We start from the raw sequence: 714 nt of genomic DNA on the forward strand, positions 1-714 counted from the left end.
CCCCCCGAAAAATAACAGTCCTCAAAAGTAGAATTTTCTCGTAAATTAGACGAAGGAGATCTACATGAAAAAATCAAAATTTAGTGATAGCCAGATAATGGCTATTTTAAAACAATCAGAATCGGGTATTCCTGTGCCAGAGCTATGTCGTGAGCACGGCATGAGTAGCGCTACTTTTTATAAGTGGCGAGCAAAATATGGCGGGATGGACGCATCACTTATGGCTCGCATGAAAGAGTTAGAAGAAGAAAACCGTCGCCTGAAAAAAATGTATGCCGAAGAGCGTTTAAAAGCCGAAATCGTTCAGGAAGCGATGCAAAAAAAGTGGTGAAGCCGTCGCAACGCAAAGTGATGGCGCAGTATGTGGTTTCGAATCACAATATCAGCATTAAACTGGCTTGCATAGCATTTGGTATCAGTGAAAGTTGCTATCGCTATCAAGCAAAGCTAAGTTCAGAAAACGCTGCAATAGCCGACTGGCTCGTAAAACTAACCGAGGAGGAAACTGATTGGGGTTTTGGTCTTTGTTATGACTATTTACGAAATGTTGAGGGCTTCAAATGGAACCATAAGCGTGTTTATCGCATTTACTGTGAGTTGGCCCTTAACTTGAGAATACGTCCCAGAAGGCGATTGAAACGACATAAACCCGAACCATTAAAAGAGCCAATAAAGCGTAATCAAGTATGGTCAGTCGATTTTATGCATGATCAG

Annotated in this window: 1 pseudogene; it reads left to right on the top strand. The window is 41.7% G+C overall.

Annotated elements, in window-relative coordinates:
• Nucleotides 1-64 precede the first annotated feature (64 nt).
• Nucleotides 65-714 (top strand): annotated as a pseudogene (locus ISP07_RS20445) (transposase); the annotation flags it as partial.

Origin of the sequence: Pseudoalteromonas sp. PA2MD11 (genome assembly GCF_017808125.1) — a bacterium.
Taxonomy (GTDB): Bacteria; Pseudomonadota; Gammaproteobacteria; order Enterobacterales; family Alteromonadaceae; genus Pseudoalteromonas; species Pseudoalteromonas simplex.